1 protein-coding gene is annotated in these 923 nt (G+C 31.0%); it reads right to left on the bottom strand.

Annotated elements, in window-relative coordinates:
• The coding region (locus tag F3H01_RS09090) for an asparagine synthetase B family protein (RefSeq protein WP_262483535.1) at positions 1 to 872 on the bottom strand (872 nt) is incomplete at its 3' end.
• Positions 873 to 923 lie beyond the last annotated feature (51 nt).

Raw genomic sequence — 923 nt, 5'->3', positions numbered from 1 at the left:
ATTTTTATATCTAGCAATAACAAAAACGACTTAGCTACTTTTTTAACAAAAGAGTGAACTTTTGATGATAAACGATATACCTTGTTCCCAATAAAATACTTTGGATAACCACCAAAAATTTCATCCCCACCATCGCCAGACAAAACAACCGATACATGCTCTTTTGCAAATTTTGAAACAAAATAAGTCGGTATAGAAGAGACATCACCCATTGGCTCATCATTTATAACACAAAGCTGATCCACCAAATCCAAACAATCTTTTTGAGTAACATAATACTCGTAATGCTCTGTGTTTAAAAAATTTGCTATATCTTTAGCATATGGAGCTTCATCAAAATTTTTATTATCAAAACCTATACTAAATGTTTTTAGCTTGGCACTAGAATTTGACTGCAATATCGCTGCAACAGCAGAGCTATCATATCCTCCGCTTAAAAATATCCCAACTGGCACATCAGATACCAACCTATATTTAAAAGCAGATAATAGCAATTCAGAGACTTCTTTTTTTATAACCTCATACTCTTTGTCTGTCTTTTCTTTATTATAGTATTCCTCTACGCTCCAATACTGCTTCTGGGTATACGACATCGATCTTAAATCAAATTCCAGCATATTACCAGCTGGGAGTTTATGGGTATTTTCAAAAATAGAGTATGGTGCCGGTATATAAGAATACTGAAAATATAATCCTAGAGCATTTGGATCAATTTTTTTATCTATTTCTTTAATACAAAAAAAAGATTTTAGCTCTGAGGCAAAGGCAAATAAGTCATTTTTAAAATAATAATAAAATGGTTTGACACCAGCCCTATCTATAAAAACTTTTATTTTTTGATCTTTAACATCATAGATAACTATAGAAAACATACCAATTAGTTTCTTGATAAAATCGTCGCTGTATTTGATATATAAGTATAG

Origin of the sequence: Campylobacter concisus, from assembly GCF_902460875.1 — a bacterium.
Classification (GTDB): domain Bacteria; phylum Campylobacterota; class Campylobacteria; order Campylobacterales; family Campylobacteraceae; genus Campylobacter_A; species Campylobacter_A concisus_AA.
Note: the sequence above shows the minus strand (reverse complement) of the source record. Positions and strands in the feature narration are given on the sequence as shown.